This is a genomic window from Chitinophaga sp. Ak27 (genome assembly GCF_012726295.1).
Taxonomy (GTDB): Bacteria; Bacteroidota; Bacteroidia; order Chitinophagales; family Chitinophagaceae; genus Chitinophaga.
Map to the genome: position 1 here is coordinate 1,027,325 of NZ_JABAOB010000001.1, position 24,694 is coordinate 1,052,018.

A 24,694-nucleotide genomic window follows, 5' to 3' on the forward strand; every position below is an offset into this window, starting at 1 on the left:
ATTTATTATATTAGGTATAAAAGTACCGAAATGCCTTCATATTCAATACCTTTGTGTCATGTTATGTAGTGGTTTTAGTATTAATTTAAAAATATTTTTTTCAATAGAAAATCTAATCATTTCTGCTATTAGTATATATCTACGCATATACCGTTAAAACTGATTTTAAAGAGAGACACTTATACCATATTTTATAAAAATCGGTAAACAATTGTTCATTCACATTGTTTACGGAACAAACGCAGCCACTATGAGTAAAATACTGTTAGTAGAAGACGATGAAATAATGCCCAAGATAGTGGCAAGAATCCTCCCATCCTCAGAATATGAGTTGGATCATGTATCTAATGGCAAAGAGGCATTTGAAAAACTGGAGTCTACCCAGTACGGCTATGATTTGATTATTACGGATATTATGATGCCGTATGCCAATGGATTTGAAATTCTGAGCAAGGTAAAAAGCCAGCCCCGGCCTATCCCGGTGATCATTGTTTCCAATGCGGGGAACGAAGACATGGTGATGGAAGGATTTAAGCTGGGGGCAGATGATTTCCTCAAAAAACCTATCATCCCTGCCGAATTAATGATCCGCGTTAAACGATTATTAATGAAGAATAAATAGCTGATGTTCGACATACAACTACCTGCCTTCCTGGAACCCTTTATTAATATCTTCCGGTCTGCTCCGCTGGTGATACAGCTGGCCATGATATTTATAGTAGTAGCTGCCGGGGGTACCCTGCTCGCCTATTTTTCCATTTTGAGAAACCGTTATCGCGGTAACCGCCGGGATAAGCGTTTGGCGAAACTGCTTCCCAAAATAGATAACCTCATTATAGATGAAGTACTGACCCACCCGGAGGCCGACACTGTGCCAGCCGACCAGGTAGTACTTAACCTGGACGCCTTCCAGGAGCTGCCCCTGGATAAAAAGTGGGCCCGGGCCGCTCTTACCGAGCGTATTATCCATTTTCGCCGCAATGTGCGGGGAAATATGGGGCTCCTGCTCCGTAGCCTGTATATGCAGCTGGAGCTGGACAAAGACGCCATGAAAAAGATGAAGGCAGGCCACTGGGAAAAGAAAGTACAGGCGCTGATCGAATTTACCAGCATGGACATGTCCGTGGCAGATGTCACTATTTTACCGTTAACGAATAGCCGTAACCGGGAATTGAGAGCCGCTGCCCGCCATGCCTATATCAAACTCAGTAAAAATGAGCCCTTTAAGTTTTTTGATGTGGTAACAGAGCCACTGCTGATGTGGGACCAGGTAGAATTACTGCGTATCATCAGCACCACAGAAGATATTGCAATCCCTAACTTTGCCCGCTGGGTTACTTACTCGTCCAATAAAAGCGTGGTGTCTTTCTGCCTGAAGCTGATTGTGCACTACAACCAGTTGCCCGCAGTGCCTGCGGTTATTAAACTACTGGACACTAAAGACCATTACCTGCGGGCCGACGCCATCAACTGTTTGGGAAAATTGCGGGTGCCCGACGTGGAAGACAAACTGGTAAGTATCTACAGTACGCAACCACTGCATTGCCAGATAGAAATATTAAAAGCCCTGGGACGTATCAGCAGTGGACGTCATATAGAATTCCTGAAACTGGAATTCCTGCATTCCACCGATTTCGACCTGCGCAAGAGCGCTGCTAAGTCGCTTGTAAGAAATGACTGGATTGCCAAACAGGTGATAGAAGAATTGATGGCTACGGCCACACCGGAAAACCTGCGTATCCTGAAACACTGTATGAACCCATTAATCAAATACTAATGAGTGGTATTTTAGAAGTACTGGGAAAAATATATCAAAGCGCGATTTTCGTATATGGCTTGGTGTTATTGCTGGTATATGCTTTACTGGCCATATTCTCCAGGCTGGCAGTCCGTCAATACACCCGGAAAAATTCCCTGCACCAGCTGGACCTCCTGTCCAGTTCCCCGTTGGCACCGGGTATTACTATCCTGGCACCTGCCTTTAACGAAGGAATGACCATTATTTCCAACGTACGTTCCCTACTCACCCTTAACTATCCCCGTTACGAGATTATACTTATTAACGATGGCAGTACTGATAATACCATGGAACAGCTCATTACAGAGTTTAAAATGGTGGAAGTAGCCTACGCCTTTAGTGTGAAAATACGGACACAACCCATAAGGAAAATATTTAAGTCTACCGACCCCGCCTACGCTTCACTGATCGTGATTGATAAAGTAAACGGGAAGAGTAAAGCCGATGCTGTTAACGCCGGTATCAATCTCGCTACGTTTAACTATTTCGTTTGCACGGATGTAGACTGTATACTGGATAAAGACACCCTGCTGGAGCTGATCCTGCCGGTTATGCAGGAAGAAAACAAGCGGGTAATCGCCGTAGGCGCCACCTTACGCATTGCCAACTCCTGCGAGTTTGATGAGGGTGTGATGACCCGCATGCGTCCTCCAAGGCAGCTCCTTCCCCGCTTCCAGGAAGTGGAGTACATCCGCTCCTTCGTATTGGGAAAAATGGGCTGGAGTTATATTAACTGTGTGCCCAACGTATCGGGGGGACTGGGCCTGTTTGATAAAGAGGTGGCCACCCGCTGTGGCGGATATGATCATAGTTCCTTTGGAGAAGACATGGAACTGCTAACGCGGATGTGCCGTTATGCCCATGACAATGAAATCGATTACGCCATACGCTATATTCCCAAAACGCTCTGCTGGACGGAGGCGCCGGCCACGCTCAAAATATTTAACCGGCAACGCACCCGCTGGGCGAGAGGGCTGGCACAGCTGATGTATAGTCACTTCAGCATGTTCATGAATCCCCGTTACGGAAAAATGGGGCTGATCATTTTCCCTTTCAACTTCTTCTTCGAATTACTGGCGCCCCTGGTTGAATTCAGCGGTATCATTGTATATATCGTGCTGGCTGTAACCGGCAATATCAACTGGCCGTATGCACTGCTATTGCTGCTTTTTGTGTACCTGTACTCCGTGATGATCACCACCATTTCCATTGTGTGGGACCAGCTCTCCTTCCGGTATTATAAGTCCTGGTGGGAAGTGGCTTATTTGTGCATGACGCCCTTTATGGAGTTTTTAATCTATCATCCCCTTATTGTGCTCTATTCGTTGCGTGGATACTATTATTTCCTTACCGGTAAAAAAAGCACCTGGGGAAATATGCAGCGACAAGGCTTTGGGAAAAAGAAATAAAGTAATAAAAGCATATGCTGAAATCGTTTTTTGAAGGCGGTGTATTTATATATGGAAGTGCCATGTTAGTTATGTATGCCCTGTTGGCTTACTTATCTTACCGTGGTATCAGACTTTTCCAGCGCAAAAGCAGTTATACCAACTATAGCCAGCTGCTGGAATCGCCGCTTACACCGGGCATATCCGTGATAGCCCCCGCTTTCAACGAGGGCGTTACCATCATCATGAATGTACGCTCCCTCCTTACCCTGAACTATACCCGCTTCGAAGTGATCATTGTAAACGATGGGAGCACCGATGATACCCTGGAAAAACTGATAAATGAGTTTGAACTGGTAGAAGTTGACTTTGCCTACAACCAGCGTATTACCACCCGGCCGGTACGACGCATATTCAAGTCTACCAACACGGCCTATGATAAGCTGATGGTGATAGACAAAGTGAATGGAAAGAGTAAGGCAGATGCTTCCAACGCCGGTATTAACGCCGCTTCATTCAATTATTTCTTGTGTACGGATGTAGATTGTATCATCGAAAAAGATACACTGCTGCGTATGATCAAGCCCTTTATGGATGAGGAACATAAGAAAACAAAGGAAGTAGGCAAGCCTTGCCCCGAGTGCGGATATGTGCATATGGTGGAAGACAGCCGCCGGGTGATTGCCACCGGCGCCACACTACGGGTGGCCAACTCCTGTGAAGTAGATGAGGGTATCATCATACGGGTACGCCCCCCCGAAAAATTATTACCCCGCTTCCAGGAAATGGAATACATAAGGGCATATGTGTTGGGAAAAATGGGTTGGAGCAGTATCAATTGTGTACCTAATGTATCCGGTGGTTTGGGCTTATTTGATAAGGAAGTGGCTATTAAAGCGGGGGGCTATGACCATACTTCTTTTGCAGAAGACATGGATATCGTGACCCGCATGTGTGCCTACATGATCGATAATAAACAGCAATACGCCATCCGTTATATTCCCACCACCCAATGCTGGACGGAAGGTCCACCCAACTTGAAAATTTTTGGCCGGCAGCGTACCCGTTGGGGCCGGGGGCTGAGCGAAATCATCACCATCCACCGGAAGTTCCTGTTTAATCCCCGTTATAGAAAACTAGGGTTGATCGTACTTCCCTACAACCTGTTTTTTGAATTCCTGGCGCCCATCATCGAATTTATCGGTATCTGTTATTATATCTACCTGATTGTCACAGACCAGGTGAGCTGGCAATATGCCATTATTTTGCTGGGATTTGTGTACCTGTATTCCGTGATGATTACCACGCTGGCCATTTGCTGGGATCAGCTTACCTACCGGTACTATAATACCTGGCGGGAAGTGGTGGGCCTGGCATTGATGGCCTTCCTGGAACCGCTGATCTATCACCCGCTGATTGTATTTTTTGCACTAAAAGGATATTGGTTCTTTCTCACCGGAAAAAAATCGACCTGGGGAAATATGCAGAGACAAGGTTTCAGTAAAAAGAAAGTAAACGCTTAAATAAGAAATAATGGCGGTATTAAAACAGCTGTTAACTGGCATTGTGGTGTGTTGCGCCCTGCAAGCGCAGGCACAGCTCTCTAAAGAAAAAGACAACGCTGAATCCCTGTACAACCAGGCGGTGCAGGAAACGAAGCAGGAGCACTATGACAAAGCTATCAGCCTGTCGAAGCAGGCATTGGAAAAACAACCTGACTTCATCGACCAGCAGCTGCTGCTGGCCAGGCTCTATATGCTCACAAAGCAATACGATCTCTCCCGGAAATATTTTAAAGCCGTGCTGGCTAAAAATCCCCGCTACCGCGATGCCTATTACTATGCTATTAACGTAGAATTAACCACCGGTAGATATGCAGAAGCGGAGTGCTATGCCGATGAAGCGCTTAGCAACTTCCCCGGCAGCCCGGAATTCATGCGCAAGAAGCTGGGCATACTGGACCTTCAACACAAAGTATACCAGGGGAATGAATACGCAGAGAGGCTGATGAGTAAGTACCCGGAAGATACCACCGTACGTAATGCTTACATAGAGCATTACCTGCTAAGCGGCAAATATTTTCAGCAACTGGGCAATAGCAGTATGGCGCGGCAAAGTTATGACCGGGTATTACTGGTAGATCCCCGCAACCCCGACGCCCGCGAAGCCAATTTATCAGTGGCTTTGAAAGGCGGCAATTATCAATCGGCCTTAGACCAGGTAAACGAGGCCCTGGCGGCCCGGCCAGGTGCTTACGACCTGCTGATGCGCAAACTGGGCATAGAACAGGAGATGCATGCCTATACAGATGCCCTTCTTACCTTAGCCGAAATACAGCGGCGGTATCCTTCCGATGCCAAAGCCCGCACCCTGGCTACCTCGCTGCGTTTGGAAGCCGCTAACTACTATGCTAACACCGATCCCTATACGTTGTATGCCGGCGTATTGGGAAAAGACCCGGGCAACCGCGAAGCGTTGGATAAACTCATCGGCTACAGCATGACCCGGGGCACCTATAAGGAAGCCCTGGCCTGGATTAACCAGGGATTAAAGCACCGCCCTGCCGATGCCAGGTTGTTAGCCATGAAAATGGATGTACTGGAAAGCGACCATAAATACAGTGCCGCCGCTGCGCTGGCAGAAACGCTGTTTCAGCGTACCCCCAATGCAGCACTCCGGGAAAGATTAGTAACATTGCAAACCGCCAGTGGGCGCGACTATCTCGCACAGCAGCAGTACGACCTGGCCGCGGCCTCTTTTGAAAGTGCCCTGAAGGCCAGTCCCAATGACAGTACTGCCCTTAACCTCCTGGCCAACACCTATATCTCCCAAAAAAATAATACCGCCGCACTGAGGGTAATAGACCAGGCACTTGCCTACTATCCCAACAATGCCGGTTTGCTGCTAAAGAAATCAGCCCTGCTGAGCGAAACCGGCAAATATGAAGAAGCCGCCGCCATTGCCCGGCAACTGGCTGCCCGGTTCCCCGCAGATGATCGTTTAAACAACCATCTCACTGACCTTTACCTGACCAATGGGCGGAACTACATGAGAGCAGAAGAGTACGACCTGGCTAAACAACAGTTTAAGCAGGTGCTGGACGTATCCCCCAACAATATAGATGCGCTGGATTATATGGTGAACCTGGAAAGCGCCACCGGCCAGCCAGACAGCGCATTGTATTACGCCGACAAAGCATTGGGGTACTACCCGGGCAACCGCGATTTCCTGCTAAAGAAAGCCTCCGTATTGCAGGATCAGCATGAATATGCCGCTGCTGCCGCCATTACCGGCGAATTGATGAACAGGTATCCTTACACGCAAAAATATAAAACAGCCTATATCAACAGCCTGATGTCGGCCGGAACCGAATACCAACGCCACCAGCAGCCCGACAGCGCCTTACTGCGCTTCAACCAGGTGCTGGCCCTGCATCCGAAAGATTCCCTGGCCCTGCTGTACAGCATCAATATTTTGAACGGGCAACAGCGCTATGACAGCGCCCTGGCTTATACAACGCAGGGACTTAAGTACTACCCCGACAATGAAGGCTTTTTAATGAAGCGGGCTATCACGCTGGAGAACAAAAAAGATTTTGCAGCTGCCGCACTGGCAGCCGATTCTGTAGCAAAGCTGCATAACACACCGGAAAACAGGGATTATCACGAGTACCTGGAAAGCAAAACGCTGAAAAACCAGTTCGGTCTGTACTACCTGAATTCCAGCTTCGACTACTCGGGCAATAAATATAATATTGCCACAGTGGAGTACCGGCGCTTTATGAAACGCGGCTCTTATGCTTTCCAGGTGAACTACGCCGGAAGGCAAACGGGTAACGGCTTACAGGGGTTGGCCGAAATGTACTATACCCATAATCGCAGCCTGTATTCTTATGGCATGGTGGCTTATTCCAATAAGGAAGTATTCCCTCAATGGAGAGCGGCCTATTCCATCTTCAAAACATTTAAAAAAGAGATAGAAATAGAGCTGGGCGGGCGTTACCTGAACCTGGACAGTACCAGCAGTATTTCTGGTGTGGTTTCTGTAGCTAAGCCATTCGGTGATTTCTGGGTGAACCTCAGGGGCTTTGTGATCAACGAATCTTCCAAAAACTACACCGCCTTTAATCTCACTACCCGCTATTTTATGAACAAGCGGCAGGATTACCTGCAATTGGTAGGTGGCCTCGGTACTTCTCCGGATGACCGGAGCCGGCTGATTAATTTTCCTAATCTTTCGGGGTTGCTGACGCATAGTGTGGGGGTAGGTTATCAAAAAGTATTGCATTACCGCACTACACTGGGATTATATGGCACCTGGATCAACCAGAAAATTACTGACGTGGGCTATCAGAACCAGTATGATATTTACCTGATGCTCCAACGGAAATTTTAACAGACTTACAATGTGCAGATTTATGAGCAGTGTTTTGTTAACGGTGACAACGATACTATTCGGCGCCTGTCATCCGCAAACAGGTGAATTGCCGCTGGTACAGCAGGGTCGCAGTACCTATGTTATTGTAGTACCCGCGGAGGTTACCAAGGCGGAAAGCAAAGCAGCAGATATATTCAGGGACTATGTAAAACGTATTTCCGGCGCCGCTTTGCCGGTGATCCCGGAAAATCAATATAAAGATCAGCCGGCCGTATTTATTGGTAATACTGATCATACTTATGGCCCTGAAAAGATAAAGCCGGAAGGCTTTTTTACCGGCAGTAAAGACAAGTTTCTCTATATCCGTGGAGGCAGCGGACAGGGTATAGTCTACGGCGTATATCATACCCTGCAGGCGTATATGGGTTGCCGTAAAGATGCTGCAGGTCCTGCGTTTGTACCAACGGCAAAGGATATACGTATCAATGGGTCCTTGTCCGATTTGCAGGAACCGGCTTTCCTTTACCGGGAAAGCTACTACCCTCCTTCGATGGACCCGGAATACCTGTCGTGGCACCGGTTACACCGGTTTGAAGACCTGTGGGGGCTGTGGGGACATTCCTTTTTTAAGCTTCTGCCGCCTGCCACTTACTTTAAAGAACACCCGGAATATTACTCACTGGTAAACGGGAAAAGGCAGGCCCTGCAACTCTGCCTGAGTAATGAAAACGTATATGCATTAACGGTAGCATGGTTTAAAAAGGCCATTGCGGCTAATCCTGATGCAGCATACTGGTCTATTTCACCCGAAGATGGTGGCGGCGCCTGTACCTGTGATTTATGCCGTAAGGCAGATGCAGAAGAAGGCGGGCCACAGGGTTCGCTAATCCGGTTTGTAAACCGCGTAGCCAGTCAGTTTCCGCAGCAACGCTTCACTACACTGGCATATGGTTATACGGCCAGCCCCCCGTTGAAAACGAAGCCGGGCAGCAATGTGTATATTATGCTGAGCACCATAGATGCTTTCCGGCAGGAGCCATTGGCACAAACGCCTTCGGCGGCAGCCTTCCGCAAGCACCTGGAAGGATGGGAAGCAATGACCACCAACCTGTTTATCTGGGATTATACCACGCAGTTTACCAACTACCTGGCTCCTTTCCCGGATTACAATAACCTCCAACCCAATATCAAATATTTTGCGGCGCATCATGTTAAGGGCGTCTTTTCCCAGGGCAGCGGCGAAACGTATGGCGATATGGCGGCGTACAACAGCTACGTACAGGCGGCCCTGTTATGGCATCCCGACGCTGATATACAACAGGTCAGCCATGATTTCCTGAAAGGATATTATGGTCCGGCAGCGCCGTTTATAGGGCAATACCTGGAGGCACTCAGTAATGCCGTTAAAATCACACCTACTACGCTGGATATTTATGGGAACCCGGTTTATAACATCCGGGACTATTTATCTCCCAAGCTGATAGACCACTACGCTACTTTGCTGGACAAGGCCGAAGCAGCGGCCAGTAATAATCCTGTTTTCCAGCAGCGGGTGGCTGGTACCCGCCTGTTCCTGGAATACGTGGTACTACAGCAATCGCGCTACTATGGGAATGAGCAATATGGCTACCTGGAGGCTAATGGAACGGTAAAGGCGAGGTGGCCGCAGCGTGTGCAGCAATTCGCACAACAATGTAAAACTGCGGGCGTACAGGAGCTGTCGGAAGGTGGATTATCGCCCGATGCCTATGTACAGGAATGGCAGGAGCTTTTTTCCCGTAAGTGGGTTAATAGCCTGGCATTGCATGCACCGGTAACGCTGGTTCATCCTTATACCCCGGAGTATTCACCCAAAAAAGAAGCTACGCTTACCGACGGGTTAACGGGTGGTAAGGATTTCAGTTACAACTGGCTATTTACCTATGGTAAAGATATGATCGCCACTGTTGATATGGGTAGTAACAAAACTATTCACCAGGTCCAGATGAATTTCCTGCAGGATGCCCGGCATTATATTTTTACGCCGGTACAGATCCAGGTAGAAACGTCGGTAGACGGGCAACATTTTACCACCGTGGGGGAAAAGAATATCCCGGTACCGGGCGAAGATTATGCCGTTCAAATTCAGCACTACTCCTTTTCTTTACCGGCCACTTCCGTCAGGTATATCAGGGTTACTGCCAAATGCCCTCCCGGTTTACCGGAATGGCGGTTGGTAGCGGGAAAGCAACCGGCTTTATGCTGCGATGAGGTAAGCGTAGAATAGCATTGGAAACAGTATTGCTGAAAATAAATTTGGAAAATAAACACTGTTCAGTATATTTGCACTGTAAACCTAACAACTTGGGCATTATTGAAAGAAAAGAGCGTGAAAAGGCAGAAATGCGCCGGCGCATTGTTGATGCTGCTGTTCAGATGATCGTGGAAGAGGGATATGAGAAAGTATCCATCCGAAACATCGCTGACAAGATTGAGTACAGTCCGGCTACCATTTATCTTTATTACAAGGATAAAGACGAGCTGTTATACGATGTACAGAGCCAGGCTTTTGCCACCCTGGCAGAGGAGTTCAGGGAGAAGATAAACGCCGTGGATCCATTTAAACGATTAGAGCAGCTGGCCGTTGCCTATCTCGACTTTTCCCGGCAGCATCCGGAATTGTACGACCTGATGTTTATTATCAAGGCGCCGATGAATACCCTGGTAGAGAAGGAGAAATGGGAGAACGGGGATCCTTCTTACGATGCCTTACATGGACTGATGCAGGAGTGTATAGAAAAGAAGGTGGTGAAATTTAAAGATGCTACTATTGCAACACTGTCGGTATGGGGCTTTGCGCACGGCTTAATCAGCCTGCATCTGCGGGGCAGATGTACCAAGGTATCCAGGGTACCGGAAGAAGATATACCGGGGGTAATTGCGACCGCTATTGACGAATACCTGGAGATGATCAAAGCATAAAATCAGTAAAAAGCCATTCTGGCTTTTTTTAGCAATATTATTAAACACCGTTTAGTATATCAACATTGATTACAGGAGCCTAATGGCTTTATTTTTTTGCGCATTGATAAACACCGTTCATTATGTACACATCTATCATTAAAGGAGCATTGTTAATGGCCTTGCTGCTGGCCGGACGCCCTACCCTGGCGCAACACAGTGTGCTGGACCAATACATTCAACAAGCTTTTCAAAATAACAAGGGGCTGAAAGAACAGGATTTCCAGCTATCGAAATCAATGCTGGCCTTGCAGGAAGCGAGGAGTTTATTTGGACCGAGCGTATCGCTGCTGGGCAGTTATACCAAATCATCAGGAGGCCGTACTATCGACTTTCCCATTGGCGATATTATGAACCCGGTATACAACAGTTTGAACCAGTTGACCAGCAGCCACCAGTTTAAATCGCTCGACAATGTGCATGTACAACTGAACCCCGATAATTTTTATGATGCTAAACTGCGGGCCTCACTTCCATTGCTGAACGCAGAAATCTACTATAACCAGCTGATAAAAAAAGAGCAGATCACGCAGCAACAGGCAGCCGTAAACGTATATAAGCGGGAACTGGTAAAAGATATCAAAACCGCCTACTACCAATATTACCAGGCCTCCCAGGCCGTGGCTATATACAACAACGCTTTGTCGCTGATCCAGGAAAATATCCGCATCAATGAAAGCATGGTACGCAACGGCGTACGTAACAACACGGCCTTATATCGCGCGCAAACCGAGAAAGAAAAAACAGAAGCCGATATCAATAAGGCAGTCGCCTCCCGGCAAAATTCCCGTGCCTATTTCAACTTCCTGTTGAATCGTGGTCTTACTGAAAGCATTACGCTCGACAGCACTTTGCTCACCTCGCCTGCACAGTTGCCCGGCAAAGACATCAACGACCGGGAAGAGCTGGCACAATACAAAAGCGCCACAAATGCCTACCGGCTAAACGAAAAATTGCAGCGGGCTTACCTGGTGCCTAAACTCAGCACCTTCCTCGACCTGGGTTCCCAGGGCATGGGCGGTAACTTCAACCGGGATACGCGCTATTACCTGTTCGGCGTAAACCTGGAATGGAACTTATTTGCTTCTCACAAATACAAATACAAAATCAAACAGGCAGCCAATGATGTACAAACCATCACCAATGCGGCCGACCAAACAGCAGAAGCCCTACGGCTACAGGTATACCAGGCTGTTAACGACTACCAGACCGCCCTGCTGAATTTCAACACCGCCAAAAGCCAGTTATCGTTCGCAGAAAGATATTATCGTGATCAGCTGAAGGTGTATAAAGAGGGGCAGCTGCTGTATATAGAACTCCTGGATGCGCAGAATCAACTGACCCAGGCACAACTGCAAACCACAGTTGCCCAGGCGGCCATACAAACCGCTTACGCCGCAGTAGAGCGTACCCAGGCCTCTTACCAGATTGATAACAACAACCAATAAATTATACTCACATGAAAAATACCTTACTGCTGCTGCCACTTTCCCTGCTCCTGTTTTCCTGTGGCAGCAAGCCGGCGGCTGTTACCAGCAATTCAGACACTATTCCCGTGAAAGTAATGCCCCTGGCTAAACAGGGCAGCGCTATCACCATTCATGCGTCTGGCCAGTTTACCACCGATGATGAAGTATATCTCTCTTTTAAAACCAATGGCATTATCAATAATATACTGGTAAAAGAAGGCGACCGGGTGCATAAAGGGCAGCTACTGGCTACCCTCAATCTTACAGAAATTGATGCACAGGTGCAACGCGATCAACTGGCCTTTGATAAAGCGCAACGGGATTACCAACGGACCATGCGGCTGCACAACGACAGCGTAGCTACCCAGGAACAGCTGGATAACAGCAAAACCACCATGGACCAGGCCCGGCAGCAACTGAGCACCTCCCAGTTTAACCGCAGCTATTCGTCTATCCATGCTACGCAGGATGGCTATGTGTTGCATAAGCTGGTAAGTGCCGGCCAAATGGTCAATGCCGGCACGCCTGTGCTGCAAACCAACGGCGCCAGCAGCGCTCATTGGTTATTACGTGTAGGCGTAAGCGATAGAGAGTGGGCGCAGATAAAAACAGGAGATAAAGCCAGCATAGAAATTTCCGGCGTACCAGGCGATAGTTTAACTGGCGTGGTTACCCGTAAATCGGAGGGTATTGATGCGCAAAGCGGCACTTTCCTGGTAGACGTGCAACTGACCGGCAGCAAGCCCGCCGCTATTGCGGCCGGGATGTTTGGCCGCTGTCATATTAACGCAGCCGCTGCCACTGCCGGCAGCACCTGGAGCATTCCTTACGCCGCCCTGCTGGACGGAAACGGCAGCACCGGTTTTGTATTTGTGACCAACGATAACAAAACAGCCCAGAAAGTGGCCGTCACCGTAGCCGGTATGGAAAAAGAAAATGTACTCATCAGCAGCGGCATGGAACAAGCCAGGGCACTCATCATCTCCGGCAGCGCCTATCTGAAGGATCAATCACCTATCCGCATCATCCAATAATCATTACTACCATGAAAATAGCGAGATATGCCGTCAAAAATTACCAGTTTACACTGGTAATATTCATCATGATCATCGTGCTGGGACTTACAACCATCCTCAATATGCCCCGCTCAGAAGATCCCGAAATGAGAGCGCCACAGTTTACCGTGGTAGTTGTATACCCCGGCACCAGTCCCAAAGACATGGAAGACCTGGTAGTAGATCCCATGGAGAAAGAAATCTATGGACTGGATGACATCAAACGGGTACGCACCACCATTAATGATGGCGTGGCCCTGATACGGGTAGAATATAAATACAGTTCTAACGTAGACCAGAAATACCAGGAGCTGGTGAGAGAGGTCAACAACAAGCGGAAAGACTTGCCGGCAGACATTTACAGCATGGAAGTAAGGAAGCAGGAACCCTCCGATGTAAATGTATTGCAAGTTGCGCTGATCTCTGAAAATGCCTCCCGCGACAAGCTGCGTTACTACGCCGACAAGCTGCAGGATGAACTGGAAAAAATTCCTTCTCTCAAAAATGTAAAACTGCATGGCTTGCCAGACCAGCAGGTACGGGTGGAACTGCAGCTCGATAAAATGGCCCAGCTGCATTTGCCAGTAAATACCGTGATGGCTGCCGTACAAAGCGAAATGGCCAATATCCCCGGTGGAAGCATCGATGCAGGCGATAAGAGCTTCAATATCAAAACCAGCGGCAACTACCAGCATATCGATGAAATCAACAACACCATTGTATCCAATGCCAATGGAAAAATTGTATTCCTGAAAGATATCGCCCGGATATATTATGGTTTTGAAGATGAAAAATACTTTGTACGCCTCAATGGGCATCGCAGCGTTGTGGTTTCTGCCGCACAGAAGAGCGGTGAAAACATTTCCAAAACGCAGCAGCAGTATAAACCCGTTATAGAAAAGTTCAAACAAACCTTGCCCGCCAACATTGACCTGGTGCAGTATTTCGACCAGGCCGATGCAGTCAATAACCGGTTAAGCGGGCTGGGAAAAGACTTTCTCATTGCCATACTCCTGGTGGCCTTTACTCTGTTGCCACTAGGACAACGCCCGGCTTTGATCGTGATGATATCCATTCCCCTGTCGTTATCTATTGGTATCGTATTGCTTCAGTTCTTTGGCTATAACCTGAACCAGCTGAGCATTGTAGGATTGGTGGTAGCATTGGGACTACTGGTAGACGACAGCATCGTGGTGGTAGAAAATATAGAACGATGGATGCTGGAAGGTCATTCCCGTATGGAAGCCACGTTGAAAGCCACTTCGCAGATCGGGCTGGCCGTTGTTGGCTGCACGGCGGCATTGATTATTGCATTTATGCCGCTGGTATTTATGCCCGAAGGGAGCGGCGACTTTATCCGGAGCCTCCCTTTGGCCGTTATTTTCAGCGTGCTGGCCTCCATGGGCGTGTCGCTGACTATTATTCCCTTCCTGGCCAGCCGGTTGTTGAAAGAGCATAGTGGTCACCCTGATGGCAACCTGTTTATGCGTATGCTGAAAAAGTTGATCCATGGCAGCTATGCCCGCCTGCTGGACAAGGCCCTGCAAAGGCCCGTACTGACGCTGATCGTATCCCTGGTGATTTTTGGCGGCGCCATTGGCCTGTTTAAAGTCATCGGCTTCAGCCTCTTCCCCGCCTCTGAAAAGCCACAATTCCTCATCAACATTTTTGCGCCGCCGCAATCCAATCTTGCTTATACCAACGGTATTGTACAACAAATTGAACAAACGCTGAAACACGAAAAAGACATCCGTTCCTATGTTAGTAATATTGGAAAAGGCAATCCGCGTATTTATTACAACGAAATGCAGGAAAATGAGCGGGGCGACTATGCCCAGATCTTCGTACAGCTGGACCCTCATGCCAGTCCTGCGGAAAAAACCAGGCTGATTGAGTCGCTCCGCAAGCGCTGGACACCTTATCCCGGCGCCAAAGTGGAAGTAAAGAATTTTGAACAGGGTCCACCGATGGTGGCACCGGTAGAAGTAAGGCTCTTTGGCGATAACCTGGATACTTTGAGGGCAGTAGCCGGCAACGTGGAAAAGCTGCTGGAAAAAACCGCCGGCACCATTTATATCAACAACCCGGTAAGCACCCTTAAATCGGATATCCGGGTGAAGATAGACCGGGAAAAAGCACAGCAATTGGGGATTCCTACTGCCAATATTGACCGGGTAGTGCGTTTAGCCATCTCCGGTATTAACCTGGGCCAGTACAATGATAAAAACGATAACGATTACGATATCCTGCTTACCAAAGAAAAAGCGGGTAAGCCTACATTGGATGTATTTAAGGATTTGTACGTGAACAACAGCCAGGGAACGGCGATTCCGCTTTCTCAGGTAGCACAGCTGCAGCTGGAAACGTCTCCCCTGACCATTAATCACCAGGAGAAAAACCGGGTAGTAGCCGTAAGTGCCTTTATCCGCAAGGGTTTCCTGACCGACCAGGTTATTAACGACGTTGTAAAGCAAATGGACGCCATGCATTTACCCAAAGGATATACTTATGAAATGGGTGGCGAGGTAGAAAGCCGTAACAACTCCTTTGGTGGCTTTATGAGCGTGATTATTGTGACCGTGTTCCTGTTTGTAGCCGTATTGATTCTGCAATTCAAAACCTTTAAGAGTATGCTGATCGTGTTGTCGGTAATTCCACTGGGTATTGTAGGGGCGGCAATAGCCCTTTGGCTGACCGGCAACTCCCTGTCCTTTGTGGCGATTATTGGCTTGATAGCCCTCGCTGGTATAGAGGTGAAGAATACCATCTTACTGGTAGATTTTACCAATCAGCTACGCATGCAGGGTACTCCGCTGGATGCGGCCATACGAGAAGCCGGCGAAGTACGTTTCCTGCCGATCGTACTCACTTCGCTCACCGCCATAGGCGGACTGATACCGGTGGCCATATCTACCAATCCGCTGATTGCGCCGTTGGCCATTGTACTGATTGGAGGGTTGATCAGTTCTACATTATTGTCGCGTATAGTGACACCCGTAGTGTACAGGCTGATACCGCCCAAAATAGAATTACCATCCGGCAATGGGCATCATTCAAGCGGCGATCACCAACGGGAAGATTTGGCGATATCTCATCCTGTACTAATTCATCAGTCGTAATTAGCAATTAGTTACGTACTTTTATGGCTGATTGTTTAGTCAACCATTTCCTTTGAAAATTAGTTCTTATGAAAAAAATCGTCCTGGCATTTGCCACCATGCTCCTGGTGATGTGTATCAGTACACAGTCGACGCAGGCACAGTTGAAACGCTTCAGTATCGGGCCTTTTGTGGAAGCCGGTTTCCCTGTTGGTAAATTCAATGACACCCACAATACGGGGTATGGTATCGGCCTGGGTGCTGATGTGAAGCTCGTAGCAGGTTTAACGGCGGTGGGCTCTGTCAGTTACTTTCGCTTTCCCGGTAAGGATTACACCAGTAACGGTACTACCTATACGTACCCTAACTATAATGTAGTGCCTATCCGCCTGGGGTTGAGATACCAGTTGATTTCCCTGCTGTATGTGAAAGTGGAAGGTGGTACGGTACAGTATACGGGTAAGAACTACAACGGCGTAGGCGGCCTGGTGGCTCCTGGAATCGGTATCCGCTTACTGGGCCTGGATGTGGAAGCCAAATACGAAGCCTGGTTTAAAGATGGTACCAGGGGCTTTTTTGGACTCAAAGCAGGATATAATTTTTAGTAGCTGAAAGTATAAAGCAAAAGCTATTGAGGCGAATGATCAAAGCGAAGAATATTAAAAACTCGCTAAGGTCATTCGCCTCAATAGCTTTTGCTTTATACTTTCAGCTCTTAAAAGAATGCCACTGTCCAGGTTCTTTCAAACACAGCACCTGGCGCCAAACGGTTGATGCCTTCTTTTTCTGTCAGTTCTCCGCTGGCATTTACGCTATCTGCGATACCGCACCAGGGTTCAATGCATACAAAGTTGGCGTCTTTCGCTGCCCAGATGCCCATGTATGGGAATCCTTCAAATTCCAGGGTGAGCCCATGCGATGTGTGTTTGCTGGCAATGCTGATTGCAGTAGAGGCCAGTGATTTAAACACCAGGGCATCCTGGTAGAACAAGGATTTCTTCAGGGGCAATTCTTTTGTTTGCTGTAGTAACGGTACCGGAGCGGCTTCTATTTGTCCCCCGGGTGACAAGGGCCATATACCGGCCGTTTCTTCCTTATTGAAATGCAGGTAATAATCTTCGTAGGTAGTACCATCTACCAATGGCAGTTTAAACGCGGGATGAGCGCCTACAGAAAAGAGCAGCTCTTTACTGTCGTTATTGGTAACCTGGTAGGTTACCTGCAGCTGGTCGTCCTGCAGGAGGTATTGGATGGTAAAGCCGAACCGGAAGGGATATACTTCCCTGGTAGTATCATTGTCGGAGAGATGGAGACTAACATGGTTCGCTTCCTGCTCTGTGACTGTAAACAGTTGTTCCCGGGCAAAGCCGTGGCGACCGAGGGTGTAGGATTTTCCATTGTACCGGTAAGTGTTATTTTTCAGGCCGCCTACAATGGGAAACAGTACCGGGCTTTTCTTTCCCCAGAAGGCAGGGTCGCCGCTCCATAAATATTCCTGATTGTTGTCGTTACGTACAATGCTTTGCAGTTCTGCTCCCTGCGGATTTATTTGTACGGTGAGTTTTTCATTAGAAATCTGTACCATGATTGATGTGGTTAATGAGGATGTGGTGCGAAGATAACCTGTAAATGGAATACCTTTGTCAGGTATTTTTACTGCAAAAAAAGAATATATCATATGGAATCATTAAAAGGGAAAAAGGCCCTCATTACGGGCGGAGGAAAAGGGATAGGCCGTGCGCTGGCTATAGCCCTGGCAAAGGAAGGCGTAGATATTGCCCTGATGGGACGCACAGCGGGATCGTTGGAAGCAGTAGCGAAGGAAGTACAGGCCAACGGCGTTAAAGCAGCGTATGCTGTTGCCGATGTGAGCGATATGGCTGCTGTGGATACGGCGGTAGCCAGTTTAACCAAAGAGCTGGGGGGCATCGACATATTGATCAATAATGCAGGGATTGCTGCCTTTGGCGGTTTCCTGGAATTGACGCCCACGCAGTGGGAACAAATCATCCAGGTAAACCTGATGGGAACATACTATGTTACCCGGGCGGTGTTACCGGAAATGATTGCCAGGAAAGCCGGCGATATCATCAACATTGCTTCCACAGCCGGCCAACGCGGTGCACCGGCCACCAGTGCCTATAGCGCCTCCAAGTTCGGGTTGCTGGGATTAACAGAATCGCTGATGCTGGAAGTGCGGAAGCATAACATCCGGGTGAGCGCATTAACGCCCAGCACCATTGCCACTGATATGGCGAAAAATCTGCAATTAACAGATGGTAATCCCGAAAAAGTATTGCAACCGGAAGACCTGGCGGAGTTGGTAGTAGCGCAGCTGAAGCTGAACCGGCGGGTGTTGTTGAAATCAGCAGGGTTATGGTCTACTAATCCTTAAATAAAATCGGTTGGTATTTATTTCCCGGGAAACAAATACCAACCGATTCAATAATGTTATTTACAAATGCGATATGCATACCCGATAGAAGCAGTAGCTGCTCCGGCATTATTTTTACCGTTGGCAGATCCTTTCTGGATATTCAGGAAGCCGTAGTTGCCCCCACCTTCCACAAATACCTGGCTACGACCGAAAAGGTAGGCCAATCCAAGGTTTCCACTTATGCCGAAGTTGAATGTATTCAGCTGGTCTTTAATGTCGGTGGTCTTGTTAAAATCAACTGACCCGATAGGTACCTGCATCGTTTTGCCTTCGTCAAAATATACGTTGCTGGTGCCGCTGGTAACTTGCTTTGCTCCTACGAGGAACCCAAAAAACGGTCCTGCATCTGCGTATAAGCGCAGGGGTGAATGTCCCAGGTTCCAACCGAACTTAGCCCAGATAGGCACCATCAGGTAATTCAATTTTGCCTGACTTTTAAAGTCGGCATAGAGGTAAGGAGGAATAGGTTGACCAGGAGGAACAACAGGTTTGGCTTCATCCGGGAATGGATAAGCCTGGAAGCCATTCTTTTTACCTCCCTGGGAGGAGTAGCTGATCATGGCTTCAATGGAAAACAGTTTGCTGATATGATATTCGCCCAGGATACCAAAGTCGGGGCCCTGACGGGAACTATAGCCGGTATTCAGAGGATTTTGCATGCTGCTGCCGCCGCCGGTAAGATTAGGGATACTGATACCTCCGCGAACACCGAGATCAAATTGTTGTGCATTCACTTTTGAAGAAAAAAGCATGACAATGGCTGGCACCAGCCATTTCAAGGATTGTTGGATTTTCATAATTAATAAATTGTAAACCCAAGTTACTAATTATCTTATATTACTCAGCCAACCGGCGATAAACAATAGCACCTCCCGGTATTCGGGTTCATTATGCATTTCGTGGTACAGGCCTTCCCATTCGCGGTAGGTAACCATACCGGCAGGCGCCCTTTCTGCGAATAGGCGAGAACCTTCCACCGCGGTGAATTCATCAGCATTTCCGTGGATAAGCAGGGATTGAACCCGGAGCTCGTCCGCATGTTGCAGGCACCAAAGGCCATTTTGTATCATGTCGTTAGCTAGGCGTAAACTGAGCCGGTCATGCCGCAAAGGATCGGCCTTAAACTTTTCTACCGCCGACTTATCATGAGAAATTTTATTGATATCGAGGCCCTGGTTTATCCGGATACCTGGGGCAACAGCACTGAGTAATTGCAGGGCGCCTCTTAATAGTTTACCGGGACGGCGGCCAATAATGAGCGCAGGCGCCGAGATAACGGCGGCCTGTATACCTGGTTGCCGGCGGAGTAAAAAGCCGGTGAGCACGCCGCCGCCCATGCTATGCCCATACATCACCACCGGTTGGTGATAAGTGGACTGTAGTTCCTCCAGCCAGGCTTCCAGGTAGTCGAACATAAAGGGGAAGCCTTTCGAAGCGCCCCTGGGGCCATCGCTCTTACCATGGCCGTAATGGTCGATTCCCATCACCGCGAAACCTTCCTGTATAAAAAATTCCGCTACATGTTCATAACGCCCTACATGCTCGCCAATGCCATGCACGATAATCAGCAGGCGTTTGAAGCGCTCCGGCATCCACCGGATGCCATGAAAGGTAGTCTGCTGCCAGGACCAGTAAAATTCGTCTCTCATATGCGATGGGCTGGTGTAAAAACGAAGATAAAGAATATCTTTATCCCCTGTAAATTAACCGTCTAAGCAACATGAGTAAGTCGTCAACCAAATCGCTGGTATACAGTATTCCTTTAAGTTACCGTAAAATGGAAAACCTGCATATCGTTTTCTGGTTATTAAAAGATATCAGCTGGTGCATGATCTGGAAACCATTGGGCATTGCCATGATCTTCCCTACCCTGATCATTTCTATTATTATTGCCTGGCGTACCCGTCAGTTTATGGCAGAATTATGCCACAACGTAGCCATCAGCGTGTGGATTGCCGCCAATTCCTACTGGATGATCAGCGAATTTTTACATTTCGATACCCGGGTTATTGTTGGAGATATTACCTACAAACACCTGGCCCTGATTCCTTTCCTGACCGGATTGCTGATACTGGCCTACTTCTATCTCTATTATCAACCCCGCCACAAAGAAGACACAGAGGTTATTCCAGGATAAGATGCGCGTTCAGCAGGTTTGTTACGGTAGGTACCAGCAGGAATTGCTTTTCTACCGTAACATTCACCAGCGCATAGTCATTGCCGTTAATACCCGCATCCCAGCGCCATTCCAGCTGGCTATTGGTGGCATGGGCGCCGCTTTCATACCACCAGGCGGTATAAAGCGTGCTGCTATCTTTTTTTAATTCTGCGATAAAAATCTTATTCCCCCCGATGGAGGCTTCCTTCACTTTATGAAATTCAAAGCCGCTCCCCTTCCAGCAGATCATGGGCTGATGATCTGTGAAATAAAAACCTTTTACCGGCTTTACATATAACAGCGCTTCCGCATTCGTTGCTTTCACTACGTTATCCGGTAATACCGTATAGGTATATCCAGGCAGCCGTTTTACCGGCATAGCGCGGGCGGCGGCTTTAGATGGCGCCCAGCAATGAATGCCAATGATACCGGCGGCCAGCAACAGTTGCAATCCCATCCCATAACCGTAAGGTACCGGCGCAGGCGGTCCTTGAACCCTCGCCTTACCCAACCGTTTTATTAACCGGGGCAGCAGGAATAATAGGGGTAACACCACATAGATCAATAAGGTAACAATGCCGCCCATTTCATGGGCAGCAGTACCCGGAGGCAGTACCAACTGCACGAGTAAGATAATACGAAACAGGTTGGCGACTACATTTAATACTACGATGAAAGCCAATACCAGCAACAGTAAAACCGGAGATAAAACACGCTGTAGTTTCCGTTGGTACAAGGCTATCAACGCCACACCACACAGCAATGAAGTTAGCAGCATTTGTAAACCCATACAGGCTGTGTCTACGCTAAACTCGCTGTCTCCTACCAGGATCAGGTTACCGCTGGTAGTGATGGCGGGGTTTACAAGATGTAACAGGTGACCGGCCATTCCGCTCAACCACAGCCGGATGGGGAAGGTAAATACGCCGGTGATATTGTCGATAGCGGGACTGGCCAGGATGGCTGTTAATGCCACCAGGAATGACAAACGTCCGTAAAAATATTCTACTACAAAAAAGGCTGCGGTCAGTAAAGTTGCATATCGCAACGTAAATACAGGCATTTGCCAGGATAGCAGGCCGAAAACCAGGGCGATCCAGCCCCAGCGGGTACTGCCTTTCCGGGAGGCATCTACTTGGAGTACCAGCATCATCGTCAACACGCACAGTAAAAAGAAGGGACTGCGCCATTCGAAATAGCCCTGCAACTGCAGGATGGCGAGGATAAAATAAACTGCCAGCAGCATCGCCGCCGACAGTTTTGCCCCTCTATTCAAATTATGTATATCCAATAACGTTAGCATACCGTTTTTTTTCTGCGAAACAATACTTTCTCAAATCTTACATAAGCCAGGATCAGTACGGCGATGATAAACAAGGCCCATTCATGCGGTTCCGGCACGGCGCCGTGACTCTTCAGGGTAGCATTTTGCAGGGAGTTCAGGTCTTCTTTTATGTCAACCCGTTTATAGTCCTGCGCAGATTCCAGCACCACCAGGCTGGATAATGGTGTAACGATATAGGCTTTGGCAGCGGTATTAATTAATGCGGAGCTATCGGTTGCCACCTGCCGGCCCATTTGCTGTAGCACCTGGTTATAGGCAAAGAGACGGGCCAGGTGATCAGGACCGGTGTTGCCCGCATTGTCAGCACTGCTAACGATACGCATGCCGGCATGTGCGATCACCTGGTCGGCGCTATCGGCCTCCGGGCGCAGGAAACGCTGTTGCTTCAGTTGGCGCAGTAATTCTTCCGTAGTGCCATGATCGTAGATCAGTGACCGTGATTCTCTCAATGTGGCCAGGTAGGGAGAAATGGTGGCGCCTATATTATATACCCTCACCGGTTGATGCGCCAGGTATTGCAGCAGCGGCTCCCGGAAGGAGCTATCCAGATCTTTCAGCTGCGGAGAGATATTATCGCTGGCTGTAATCACCAAAGCGTTGGCGGCCTCCGGAAGCTGATGAAAAGGAAACAGGGAAAAACGCGCCTGTTGCAGCTGATTAAAGAGCGTCTGTTGGTTATTGTCTGTAACGGCTGTTTTTCCGTTGACTGGGTGAAATACCCATACCGCCTTACCTTTCAGCTGCAGCAATATTTTGCGGTAGTCTTCATAGCGCCAGTTGCAGTTGAGGTCCAGGTAATAATCGGCCGGCAGGGATATTTCGTAATTGGGGGTATAAGGCAACAGCGTATAGCGCAGACCGTTAAAATTGAATGCCGCATTGTCCATTGGTATGGAGGGAAAGCGCAGTTCCCAGTTGGCGTCATAGTCTCCTTTCCGGGTGATGGTATGCTGGCTGCCACTGCGAAACCCTGGCGGCAGTGTGATGCCGGCAGGCCAGCGATCCATGTGCAGGTTTGCCTCATAGCTGGCATCTTCATGCGGTGGACCTTCAAACCAGGCGGGCTGATAGCATAACTGCCCTTTTTCCACGGAGAGCGGAGAAGTGATGCCTATCTTAAATTTTCTTTCTCCCGCTGCCGGTACAGGAAATACGCGCACCACTACCCGATCGCCCTCCTGCCAGTGTACTACAGAGGGATCGTGCCGCTCCACTCCTACGATTTGTTTATAGGCCTGGGTGGCTTTCTGCCGGGTAGTGGGCACGCCTTTTTCTTCTCTGCCGTTGATCCAGAGGGACAGGGAGGTTACCACTGCGCCTTGTGGCAAGTGGAAAGTATAAATCGCTTCCTCGTCGCGGGTCCAGGTTCTTTCGTCGTGATTGGCTACGGTGAGTGTATGTTCGGTATAGGCCAGGTGGTATTGCGGCCATATATCCGCTGTGGTGGCCACCCGGGTAGTTACCAGGTCGTTGCCGCTCCAAAGGCGTTCTTCTGTGTAGTGGCGTTTATCATAGATTACGTTGAGGATGTTGAGGCGATCGTCCCCGCTAATGGTAGTACGGCCAAACAATGCGCTGGCTGTTACGAAGAGGGGATCATGTATCAGTTCATGGTCGTAGCGCCTGTCGGGGACATCCCAGAAGCTGGCGTCTGTCCATACCGGGCTTACATACACCAGGTCTGTTTTCAGTATCTTTTCTACCAACGGTCCACGAGGCAGGGTTTGGGCGGTCTTCATCCAAACGGGCATTCCATTGTTTTGGCTGATTGCCAGGTGTTCGCTGTCATCTATCGCTTTCACCTGCATACCGTACACAATAACGTAAGCAGCCGTGAGGAGCAGTGCTGCGGCGCCGCTAAACAGGTAAGTAAGCCGGTAACGTTTCACTTTCCAGACTTCCTGCTGCACCATCCTCAAATTAAACCAGCAAAGCAGTATCGGCGTAAAGGTGACCACAGAAATGCCGATAGCGATGAGGGCTATCAGGCTGATGATATACAGGGGCAAGAGATAGATAGCCAGGTATACTGGCGCCAGGAAGGTAAATCCCAATACCGCGCATTGCAGGAGCCTTACCCATTCCGGCCAGCGGTCGAAGTAACCAAAGGCCAGGGTATTGGCGCAGAGCAGCACTAATACCACCACAAACCAGGGGGCGGAGGTTTGAAAAACAGAGAATACATTATTAACGGTATAGGCATCTATGAATAACAATACAAATGCTGCTGCCGTCACTTTCCTGCGGTTAGGGCCTGCTTTCAGCGCCCCACTCCACCAGAGCGCCAGGAAATAGAAAAGAGCAATCAGGTGATTGATTAAAAAGGCAAAGACGGCTTTGTCTTCTACCACATAGCACGATGTTACAAATAACGGCAGGGATACTGTTAACAATACGAGGCCTAGTAAAAATGGCTCTGGTAGCCTTTTAGCCGGGGCTGCTTCCATATACAGTTTTTGAATACGGGGTAAAATTATAAAATAAAAAGTACTTTGCAATACAAAGTAAAAAAAATATTTTGTCCGGATAATAACAAAAAGTGGTGATAGTTGCTGACTATCACCACTTT

18 protein-coding genes are annotated in these 24,694 nt (G+C 48.5%); 13 read left to right on the plus strand and 5 right to left on the minus strand.

What is annotated here, in order from left to right; all coding sequences use genetic code 11:
• Positions 1-250: 250 nt before the first annotated feature.
• From HGH90_RS04050 to HGH90_RS04100, 11 genes are all read left to right on the plus strand, one after another.
• A complete protein-coding gene (locus HGH90_RS04050; protein ID WP_168740361.1) occupies positions 251-622 on the plus strand; it encodes a response regulator transcription factor in 372 nt (123 codons plus the stop codon).
• Between the two features lie 3 nt (positions 623-625).
• Positions 626-1,777 carry a HEAT repeat domain-containing protein gene (locus tag HGH90_RS04055; RefSeq protein WP_168763709.1) on the plus strand — a complete coding sequence of 384 codons (1,152 nt, stop codon included), beginning with the start codon at positions 626-628 and terminating at the stop codon, positions 1,775-1,777.
• The gene (locus tag HGH90_RS04060) at positions 1,777-3,207 is read left to right on the plus strand and encodes a glycosyltransferase family 2 protein (RefSeq protein ID WP_169190447.1); all 1,431 of its coding nucleotides are present in this window, start codon (positions 1,777-1,779) and stop codon (positions 3,205-3,207) included. Before HGH90_RS04055 ends, HGH90_RS04060 begins: the two co-directional genes overlap by 1 nt.
• A 14-nt stretch (positions 3,208-3,221) precedes the next feature.
• Positions 3,222-4,709 carry a glycosyltransferase family 2 protein gene (locus HGH90_RS04065; RefSeq protein ID WP_169190448.1) on the plus strand — a complete coding sequence of 496 codons (1,488 nt, stop codon included), beginning with the start codon at positions 3,222-3,224 and terminating at the stop codon, positions 4,707-4,709.
• A gap of 10 nt (positions 4,710-4,719) precedes the next feature.
• Positions 4,720-7,581, plus strand: coding sequence for a tetratricopeptide repeat protein (locus tag HGH90_RS04070; protein WP_169190449.1), 2,862 nt, complete (start codon positions 4,720-4,722; stop codon positions 7,579-7,581).
• A 22-nt stretch (positions 7,582-7,603) separates the two neighbouring features.
• On the plus strand, positions 7,604-9,829 hold the full coding sequence (locus HGH90_RS04075; protein ID WP_169190450.1) for a DUF4838 domain-containing protein: 2,226 nt from the start codon (positions 7,604-7,606) through the stop codon (positions 9,827-9,829).
• A 77-nt stretch (positions 9,830-9,906) separates the two neighbouring features.
• On the plus strand, positions 9,907-10,524 hold the full coding sequence (locus HGH90_RS04080) for a TetR/AcrR family transcriptional regulator (RefSeq protein WP_168763714.1): 618 nt from the start codon (positions 9,907-9,909) through the stop codon (positions 10,522-10,524).
• Between the two features lie 122 nt (positions 10,525-10,646).
• The gene (locus HGH90_RS04085; protein WP_169190451.1) at positions 10,647-12,011 is read left to right on the plus strand and encodes a TolC family protein; all 1,365 of its coding nucleotides are present in this window, start codon (positions 10,647-10,649) and stop codon (positions 12,009-12,011) included.
• Between the two features lie 11 nt (positions 12,012-12,022).
• Positions 12,023-13,066, plus strand: a complete 1,044-nt coding sequence (locus HGH90_RS04090; protein ID WP_169190452.1) for an efflux RND transporter periplasmic adaptor subunit — start codon at positions 12,023-12,025, stop codon at positions 13,064-13,066.
• Between the two features lie 11 nt (positions 13,067-13,077).
• The gene (locus HGH90_RS04095; protein WP_168763717.1) at positions 13,078-16,206 is read left to right on the plus strand and encodes an efflux RND transporter permease subunit; all 3,129 of its coding nucleotides are present in this window, start codon (positions 13,078-13,080) and stop codon (positions 16,204-16,206) included.
• A gap of 68 nt (positions 16,207-16,274) precedes the next feature.
• Complete coding sequence (locus HGH90_RS04100) at positions 16,275-16,790, plus strand: hypothetical protein (protein WP_168763718.1); 516 nt, start codon at positions 16,275-16,277, stop codon at positions 16,788-16,790.
• Positions 16,791-16,900: 110 nt separating this feature from the next.
• Here the strand turns inward: HGH90_RS04100 and HGH90_RS04105 are convergent, their stop codons facing one another.
• Complete coding sequence (locus tag HGH90_RS04105; RefSeq protein ID WP_169190453.1) at positions 16,901-17,770, minus strand: aldose 1-epimerase family protein; 870 nt, start codon at positions 17,768-17,770, stop codon at positions 16,901-16,903.
• A gap of 93 nt (positions 17,771-17,863) precedes the next feature.
• Between HGH90_RS04105 and HGH90_RS04110 the strand changes: the two genes are divergently transcribed.
• Positions 17,864-18,580 (plus strand): 3-ketoacyl-ACP reductase, encoded by a 717-nt coding sequence (locus tag HGH90_RS04110; RefSeq protein WP_169190454.1) that lies wholly within the window; start codon positions 17,864-17,866, stop codon positions 18,578-18,580.
• Positions 18,581-18,636: 56 nt separating this feature from the next.
• Here HGH90_RS04110 and HGH90_RS04115 read toward each other — a convergent pair whose 3' ends face one another.
• Positions 18,637-19,419, minus strand: a complete 783-nt coding sequence (locus HGH90_RS04115; RefSeq protein ID WP_169190455.1) for a porin family protein — start codon at positions 19,417-19,419, stop codon at positions 18,637-18,639.
• Between the two features lie 30 nt (positions 19,420-19,449).
• Positions 19,450-20,271 (minus strand): alpha/beta hydrolase, encoded by an 822-nt coding sequence (locus tag HGH90_RS04120; protein WP_168763722.1) that lies wholly within the window; start codon positions 20,269-20,271, stop codon positions 19,450-19,452.
• Between the two features lie 71 nt (positions 20,272-20,342).
• Here HGH90_RS04120 and HGH90_RS04125 point away from each other — a divergent pair, with 71 nt between their 5' ends.
• On the plus strand, positions 20,343-20,759 hold the full coding sequence (locus HGH90_RS04125) for a hypothetical protein (RefSeq protein WP_248276963.1): 417 nt from the start codon (positions 20,343-20,345) through the stop codon (positions 20,757-20,759).
• On the opposite strand, the gene xrtN is transcribed toward HGH90_RS04125, so the two are convergent.
• Positions 20,746-22,083, minus strand: coding sequence for an exosortase N (xrtN, locus tag HGH90_RS04130; RefSeq protein WP_169190456.1), 1,338 nt, complete (start codon positions 22,081-22,083; stop codon positions 20,746-20,748). The two genes, HGH90_RS04125 and xrtN, sit on opposite strands and share 14 nt — an antisense overlap.
• Entirely contained in the window at positions 22,077-24,572 is a 2,496-nt protein-coding gene (locus HGH90_RS04135) for an XrtN system VIT domain-containing protein (RefSeq protein WP_169190457.1), read from the minus strand. The genes xrtN and HGH90_RS04135 overlap by 7 nt, the downstream gene beginning before the upstream one ends.
• Positions 24,573-24,694 lie beyond the last annotated feature (122 nt).